Source organism: uncultured Anaerotruncus sp., assembly GCF_902490045.1.
Lineage (GTDB): Bacteria > Bacillota > Clostridia > Oscillospirales > Ruminococcaceae > Anaerotruncus.
Window position 1 is genome coordinate 1 of sequence record NZ_CABUCJ010000115.1, and the last position, 7,238, is coordinate 7,238.

The following is a 7,238-nucleotide window of genomic DNA, read 5'->3' on the forward strand; positions in this document are numbered from 1 at the left end:
ACGGCGGTTCCCCTGCATCAAAAGTTTCGGGGTCCGGGGGACTTTTCAAAGTCCCCCGGAGTCCTCCGGAGTAAGAATTTTTTGTTAAATTTCTGAAAAGTTATAATAAAAAACTATCATTTTGCGGCGCGGTCTGGTATAATGGGGGCAACAACCAACCACAGGGAGGCAGTCAATATGAACAAGATCATTTCCGCAAAGAACGCGCCTGCGGCGGTGGGCCCCTATTCCCATGCCGTACTGGCGGGCAACGCCCTCTACACTTCCGGGCAGCTTGGGCTCAACCCGGTGAGCGGGGAGCTGGCGGACGGCGTGGAGGCGCAGGCGAAGCAGGCGCTGGAAAACCTCAAAGCGGTGCTTGAGACGGCTGGAATGGACTTTCAGGACGTTGTCAAGACGACGGTTTTTCTCTCGGACATGGGCGATTTTGCGGCGATCAACGCGATTTACGCGCAGTACTTCCCGGGTGACGCTCCGGCGCGCTCCTGCGTGCAGGTCGCGGCGCTGCCCAAGGGCGCGGCGTTTGAGATCGAAGCGGTCGCCGTCAGATAAAAACGGCCGCATTAGTATGACTTATAGAGAAAGTACCCAAAATTGATGTTGATATTTTTTTATCAACATCCGATAAAATGATTGCAACCGCCCGCGTTTTGCGCTATAGTGGATAACAGGAAAACAAAAAAATATTAGCGCAAAAAAATATTTGTTAGGGCGTGTTGAGATGAACGAAATGAAAGCTCCCGCAGGTTCCGTATTTGAGATGTCCGGCGTGCCGCCGATGAAACAGGTCGTCCCGCTCGGGTTGCAGCATGTGGTCGCCGCGATCGTCGGCGTCATCACCCCCGCGATCCTCGTCTCCAACGCCGTGGGTCTGGAGGTGGCGGACAAGACGCTGCTCATCCAGGTGTCGCTGCTCATTACGGCCGTCGCGACGCTCGTGCAGGTGTTCGGGCTGTGGCGCATCGGCGCGAAGCTGCCGGTGGTCATGGGCGTCAGCTTCGCCTATGTTCCGACGCTGCTCGCGCTCGCCAACGGCTACCGCGACATCGGCGTCATCCTCGGCGCGCAGATCGTGGGCGGCTGCGTCGCGATCCTCTTCGGCGTCTTCGTCAAGCAGCTGCGGGTGTTCTTCCCGCCCATGGTCACCGGCACGGTGATCTTTACGATCGGCCTCTCCCTCTACCCGACCGCCGTCAAATACATGGCGGGCGGCGCGGGAGCCGCCGACTTCGGCTCGTGGCAGAACTGGCTGGTCGCCGCCATCACGCTGGCGGTCGTCATCTTCTGCAACAACTTCACCAGGGGCGTCACCAAGCTGGCGTCCATCCTGATGGGGATCGTCGTGGGCTATCTCGTGGCGCTCTGCTTCGGCATGGTCGACTTCTCCTCGGTGGGAGCCGCAGGGATCGTCGCGGTGCCCGTGCCCTTCAAGTTCGGGATCAAATTCGTCCCGGCGGCCTGCGTGTCGATGGCGGTCATGTACGTCGTCAACTCGGTCCAGACGATCGGGGACCTCACCTCGACCACGCTGGGCGGCCTCGACCGCGAGCCGACCGACAGGGAGCTTTCGGGCGGCATCGTCTGCCAGGGCGCGGCGAGCGTCGTGGGCGCCTTATTCGGCGGCCTGCCCACCGCGTCCTACAGCCAGAACGTGGGCATCGTCACCGTCAACCGGGTCGTCAACCGGGTCGTCTTCGGCTTTGCCGCCGTCGTGCTGCTGATCGCCGGCTTCGTCCCCAAGTTTTCCGCCCTGCTCACCACCATCCCGCAGTGCGTCATCGGCGGCGCGACCATTTCGGTCTTCGCCACCATCACGATGACCGGCATCCGCATGATCTCCTCCGCCGGGCTCACCCCGCGCAATGTCAGCATCGTCGGCATCGCGGTCGCACTCGGCGTGGGCGTGACGCAGGTGTCCGGAAGCCTCGCGGGCTTTCCCGAGTGGGTCGGAACCGTGTTCGGCGGCTCCTCGGTGGTCATTTCCACGCTGATCGCCATTCTGCTGAACCTCATCCTGCCCAGGGACCGGGCAGCGGAAAAATAACGGTTTTCAAAAGGAGCGGATGCCTTTGAACAAGACTCTCGCCGCATATCTGCCGCTGGTCGACTTTTTGGCCGACTGCATGGGGGAAAACACGGAGGTCGTGCTGCACGACCTGACCGACTGGCACGAGTCGGTGGTCGCGATCCGCAACGGATACATCAGCGGCCGCCAGATCGGCTCGCCCGTGACCGACCTGACCCTCAACGTGCTCAAGTCGGCGGCGTTCGAGCAGCAGTCCCACATGGCCAACTACCAGGGAATCGTGAAAAACGGGCACCGGCTCAAATCGTCCACCTTCTTCATCAAGGATGAGGCGGGCAAGCTGGTGGGGCTCCTCTGCGTCAACACCGACTACCACGAGCTGCTCGAGGCGCACGACAAGCTGGGCGCGCTGATCGGGGAGATGGGTCTGCGGGCCAACCTGCCGATCACCGAGAGCTTCAACATGAACGTGCGCGAGCTGGTGCAGGCGAACCTGCACCGGGTCTGCCCGGGGTACGAGGAGCAGGTGGGGCGCATGAGCCAGAAGGAAAAGCTCGAGGTGATCGAGGGGCTCAGCGACCTCGGGACCTTCCTCGTCAAAGGCGCGATCGGCTGCGTGGCGGAAAGCCTCGGCGTGTCGGTCCCGACGATCTACCGCTACCTGAATATGATCAAAAAATAGACAGAGGCCCGCTCCATGGGAGCGGGCCTCTGTTTTGCGCGGAGGGCTACGACTTCGCGTCGATGTAGCTGTAGAGGGTGTATTTGGAGATGCCGAAATATTTCGACACCTTGTCGCCGCTCTTGGTGATGAGGAAGGCGCCGGTGTCGTTCAGGAACTGGATAGCCTTGACCTTGTCGTCCTTGGTCATGAGGGCGACCGGCTTGCCGACGAGGCGGACGCTCTGGGAGATCAGCTCGTCGAGCAGCTCGTTGACGTTCTGGGAGATGCGCTCGGGCTCCTTTTCGGGCTCGGCGGTGGAGACGAGGGGCTTTAAGGCGCTGTCCACCATGAGCAGGCCGGTGATGTCGAAATTGATCGAAAAGATGCCCACCGCGTCGCCGTTTTCGTCGCGGATGTAGATGGTGCTCGACTTGAGGATGCGGCCGTCCTTCGTCTTGGTGAGGTAGCCGATCTGGTCCTGGAGGGCGCTGCGGTCGCCGTGCAGCGCCTCGAGCACGATGTGGGAGGGGCCGTCGCCGAGCTTGCGGTGGGTGACGTGCCCGTTTTCGATTGCGACGACGGTGTGATCGATGCTGTTGTCCGAAAGGTCGTGCACGACGACCTCGCAGTTCGGCCCGAACTGCTGGGCGATTCCCCGGGCGAGCTGGCGCAGGAAGGCCAGCGTGACGGCGTTGAGCATGGCGTGGGCTCCTTTTGTCGAAATTGGTCTGGTTCCATCATAGCACGTTCCCGGCGATTTGCAACAAAAACTTTGCAAGCTAAAAATTTTTTTTGAGAAAACGCGCAGGAACTATTGCATTTTGTACCCGATCATGCTAAACTAAAACCAAAGACAACGGGCAAAAAATTCTGTACAATTCCAATAAATTCTTTTGTACAAAGCGACAAGTTTATCGGATTCGTGGCTGCAACGGAGTGCTTCGCGCACGGGCTGGATGATCACCCTGACCGGGGAGGTCCCATGCGCGGCATGCCTGCGGGCCGGACGGGGAAGGGTGTTCATCCACAGGATGGACGCCTTTTTTGGTTGTTATGCGCTTTTCCACAAGCGTACCGCATGATGAAGGAGGAAAAAGCATGTTACTGATAGGAAACGGACGGCTGATCACCCGCGGGGCGCACAACCGCCTGATCGAAAACGGCTGCGTGGCGGCTGACGGGAACGTGATTGCGGCGGTCGGGACGACGGAGGAACTGAAAAAACGCTATCCCGGGGCGGAGTTCATCGACGCGCGCGGCGGCATGATCCTTCCGGGGCTCATCAACGCCCACAACCACATCTACAGCGCCTATTCACGCGGCATCGCGATCAACGGCTACAGCCCCGCGAACTTCCTCGACATCCTCGACGGCATGTGGTGGACGATCGACCGCAACCTGCTTCTCGGGGACACCCGTATGAGCGCGCTGACCACCTATATCGACTGCATCAAAAACGGCGTCACGACGGTGTTCGACCACCACGCGAGCTACGGCGAAATCCCGGGGAGCCTCTTTGCGATCGCGGACGCGGCGAAGGAGACGGGGGTGCGCACCTGCCTGTGCTACGAGGTGTCCGACCGCGACGGTGCGGAGAAGATGCGCCAGGCCGTGAAGGAGAACGCCGATTTCATCGCCTCCTGCAAGCGGGACACGACCGACATGGTCAAGGGCATGATGGGCCTGCACGCCTCCTTCACCCTCTCGGACGCGACCCTCGCCCTCTGCCGGGAGAACACCCCCGCGGACACGGGCTTCCACATCCACGTGGCCGAGGGGATGACCGACGTGTACGACTCCCTCAAAAAGTACGGCAAGCGGGTCATCAACCGGCTGTTCGACAACGACATTCTCGGGGAAAAGACGATCACCGGCCACTGCATCCATGTGAACGGTACCGAGATGGACATCCTGAGAGAGACGAACACGATGGTGGTACATAACCCCGAGAGCAACATGGGCAACGCGGTGGGCTGCCCGCCGACGATGGAGATGATCCGCCGGGGGCTGACCGTGGGGCTTGGCACCGACGGCTACACCAACGACATGTACGAGTCGATGAAGGCGGCCAACTGCCTGCACAAGCACAACCTCTGCGACCCGACCGCGGCCTGGTCGGAGGTGCCCTACATGCTCTTTGAGGGGAACCCGGCGATCGGCGCGCGGTTCTTTGAAAAGAAGCTCGGCGCGCTCGAGCCCGGCGCGGCGGCGGACGTCATCGTCACCGACTACGACCCGCTCACCCCGCTTTCGGCGGACAACGTGAACGGTCACACCCTCTTCGGGATGACCGGCCGCCAGACGGTCACGACGGTCATCGATGGGAAGGTGCGCATGAAGGACCGGGAGCTCGTCGGCATCGACGAGCGGGAGGTCATGGCGAAATCCCGCGAGCAGGCGGAAAAGATGTGGGCGCGCATCAACGCGCGGTAAACGAGCAGAACAATCCGGGCGGAGAACCCCCGGTTTACAGGAGGAATCAACCATGAGCGATCGCATGCGGCCGATCCCATTCGGCCAGCTGATGGACTGGATCATAGGCGAATACCAGACTTACGGCAGCATCTTCGGCGTCTCGAAGATCGTCCGCCACGCGGAGGACGCCCCCGGGCTGCCCCTCTTCGGCGAGCGGATGGAGGCACCCTTCGGCCCGGCGGCCGGCCCGCACACCCAGCTCGCCCAGAACCTGGTCGCCGCCTACGCGGCGGGCAGCAGGTTCTTTGAGCTCAAGACGGTGCAGACCCTCGACGGCGAGGACCTGCCGGTCGCAAAGCCCTGCATCAACGCGCAGGACGAGTGCTACAACGTCGAGTGGTCGACCGAGTTGCGGGTGCCCGAGGCGTACGACGAGTACGTCAAGGCGTGGTTCGCGCTCAAGCTCCTCTCCCGCGAGTGGGGGCTCGGCAGCCCCGACGGGTTCATCTTCAACATGAGCGTCGGCTACGACCTCGAGGGGATCAAATCCCCCAAGATCGACGCCTTCATCGAGGGGCTCAAAAACGCGGCGGACACCCCCGTATGGGCGGAGTGCCGGACGTGGGCGCTCGAGCACCTCGGCCGTTTCCAAAAGCTCGACGCCCGCTACGTCGAGGAGATCTCCCCGAGGGTGTGCACCTCGATCACCCTCTCGACCCTGCACGGCTGCCCGCCGCAGGAGATCGAGCGGATCGCCACCTACCTGCTGACCGAAAAGGGCCTCAACACCTTCATCAAGTGCAACCCGACTCTGCTCGGCTACGAGTACGCGCGCGAGACCCTCGACGCGCTCGGGTTCGACTATATCGCCTTCGACGACCACCACTTCAAGGAGGATCTGCAGTTTGAGGACGCGGTCCCGATGATCGGGCGGCTGCAGGCGCTCGCCGACGGGCGGGGGCTCGCCTTCGGCGTCAAGCTGACCAACACCTTCCCGGTCGACATCGCGGCGGGCGAGCTGCCCGGCAATGAGATGTACATGTCCGGGCGTAGCCTCTTCCCGCTGACCATCTCGGTGGCCAAAATGCTCTCCAAGGCGTTTGACGGGAAGCTGCGCATCTCCTATTCGGGCGGCGCGGACGTCACCAACGTCGAAAAGCTCTTCGCGGCGGGCATCTGGCCGATCACGATGGCCACCACCCTCTTGAAGCCGGGCGGCTACCAGCGGTTCTCCCAGATCGCCGAGCGGCTGCGCGGCTGCGGGGACCAGCCCTTCACGGGAGTCAACACAGCGAAGGTGAGCGAATATGTGGAGGACGCGCTGGGCGACCCCTACTACCGCAAGCCGATCAAGCCCCTGCCCCCGCGCAAGATGAAAAAACACGTCCCGCTCGTCGACTGCTTCGCCGCGCCCTGCCGCGACGGCTGCCCGATCGGGCAGGACATCCCCGCCTACCTGCGCCTCGCGGGGGAGGGGAAATACCTCGACGCGCTGCGGGTCATCACCGAGCGCAACCCCCTGCCCTTCATCACCGGCACCATCTGCTCCCACCGCTGCATGGACAAGTGCACGCGCAATTTCTATGAGGATTCGGTCCACATCCGCGAGGTCAAGCTCGAGGCGGCCCAAAACGCCTATGACGAGCTGCTGAAGGAGCTGCGCCCGGCCGCGCCCGCCAGGGGAAAAAAGGTCGCGGTCGTGGGCGGCGGCCCGGCCGGGATCTCGGCGGCCTGCTTCCTCGCCAGGGCGGGCGTGCCCGTCACCGTCTTCGAGCGCAAGCGCCAGCTCGGGGGCATCGTGCGGCATGTCATCCCCGCCTTCCGCATCCCGACCTCCGCCATCGAAAACGACGTCGCCATCGCGCGCGCCGTGGGCGCGCAGTTCGAGCTGGGCGCGGAGATCGGCTCGGCGCAGGAGCTGCTGGACCGGGGCTACACCGACGTCATCCTCGCGACCGGCGCGTGGCAGCCGGGGAAGCTTCCGCTCGAATACGGCGGGGCGATGAACGTCCTTGAATTCCTCGAGCGGTGCAAGAGCGATCCCGACGGCCTTTCGCTTGGGGAAAACGTCGTCGTGATCGGCGGCGGAAACACCGCGATGGACGCCGCCCGCGCCGCAGTGCGCGTGCCGGG

At 62.8% G+C, this 7,238-nt stretch carries 6 protein-coding genes; 5 read left to right on the forward strand and 1 reads right to left on the reverse strand.

Features of this window, described 5'->3' with window-relative positions; genetic code table 11:
- The first annotated feature begins 177 nt into the window (after positions 1-177).
- The 3 genes from RDM88_RS10580 (at position 178) to RDM88_RS10590 (ending at position 2,708) form a co-directional block, all read left to right on the forward strand.
- Positions 178-552: a RidA family protein gene (locus RDM88_RS10580; protein ID WP_308754810.1), complete on the forward strand. Its 375-nt coding sequence runs from the start codon at positions 178-180 to the stop codon at positions 550-552.
- A 169-nt stretch (positions 553-721) separates the two neighbouring features.
- Positions 722-2,044 carry a solute carrier family 23 protein gene (locus tag RDM88_RS10585; protein ID WP_308754811.1) on the forward strand — a complete coding sequence of 441 codons (1,323 nt, stop codon included), beginning with the start codon at positions 722-724 and terminating at the stop codon, positions 2,042-2,044.
- A gap of 19 nt (positions 2,045-2,063) precedes the next feature.
- A complete protein-coding gene (locus RDM88_RS10590) occupies positions 2,064-2,708 on the forward strand; it encodes a PAS domain-containing protein (protein ID WP_308754812.1) in 645 nt (214 codons plus the stop codon).
- 46 nt (positions 2,709-2,754) lie between these two features.
- Here the strand turns inward: RDM88_RS10590 and RDM88_RS10595 are convergent, their stop codons facing one another.
- Positions 2,755-3,390, reverse strand: coding sequence for a helix-turn-helix transcriptional regulator (locus tag RDM88_RS10595; protein ID WP_308754813.1), 636 nt, complete (start codon positions 3,388-3,390; stop codon positions 2,755-2,757).
- 398 nt (positions 3,391-3,788) lie between these two features.
- Between RDM88_RS10595 and ssnA the strand changes: the two genes are divergently transcribed.
- Together ssnA and ygfK are read left to right on the forward strand one after the other, a co-directional pair.
- The gene (gene ssnA / locus RDM88_RS10600) at positions 3,789-5,123 is read left to right on the forward strand and encodes a putative aminohydrolase SsnA (protein ID WP_308754814.1); all 1,335 of its coding nucleotides are present in this window, start codon (positions 3,789-3,791) and stop codon (positions 5,121-5,123) included.
- Between the two features lie 52 nt (positions 5,124-5,175).
- Positions 5,176-7,238, forward strand: a 2,063-nt coding sequence (ygfK, locus tag RDM88_RS10605) for a putative selenate reductase subunit YgfK (RefSeq protein WP_308754815.1), incomplete at its 3' end; no start/stop codon positions are given.

What these genes read in the sequence shown, in the direction of transcription:
- RDM88_RS10580 (WP_308754810.1), top strand. Translation starts at nt 178, where the DNA reads ATGAACAAGATCATTTCCGCAAAGAACGCGCCTGCGGCGGTGGGCCCC.
- RDM88_RS10585 (WP_308754811.1), top strand. Translation starts at nt 722, where the DNA reads ATGAACGAAATGAAAGCTCCCGCAGGTTCCGTATTTGAGATGTCCGGC.
- RDM88_RS10590 (WP_308754812.1), top strand. Translation starts at nt 2,064, where the DNA reads ATGCCTTTGAACAAGACTCTCGCCGCATATCTGCCGCTGGTCGACTTT.
- RDM88_RS10595 (WP_308754813.1), bottom strand. Translation starts at nt 3,390, where the DNA reads ATGCTCAACGCCGTCACGCTGGCCTTCCTGCGCCAGCTCGCCCGGGGA.
- ssnA (WP_308754814.1), top strand. Translation starts at nt 3,789, where the DNA reads ATGTTACTGATAGGAAACGGACGGCTGATCACCCGCGGGGCGCACAAC.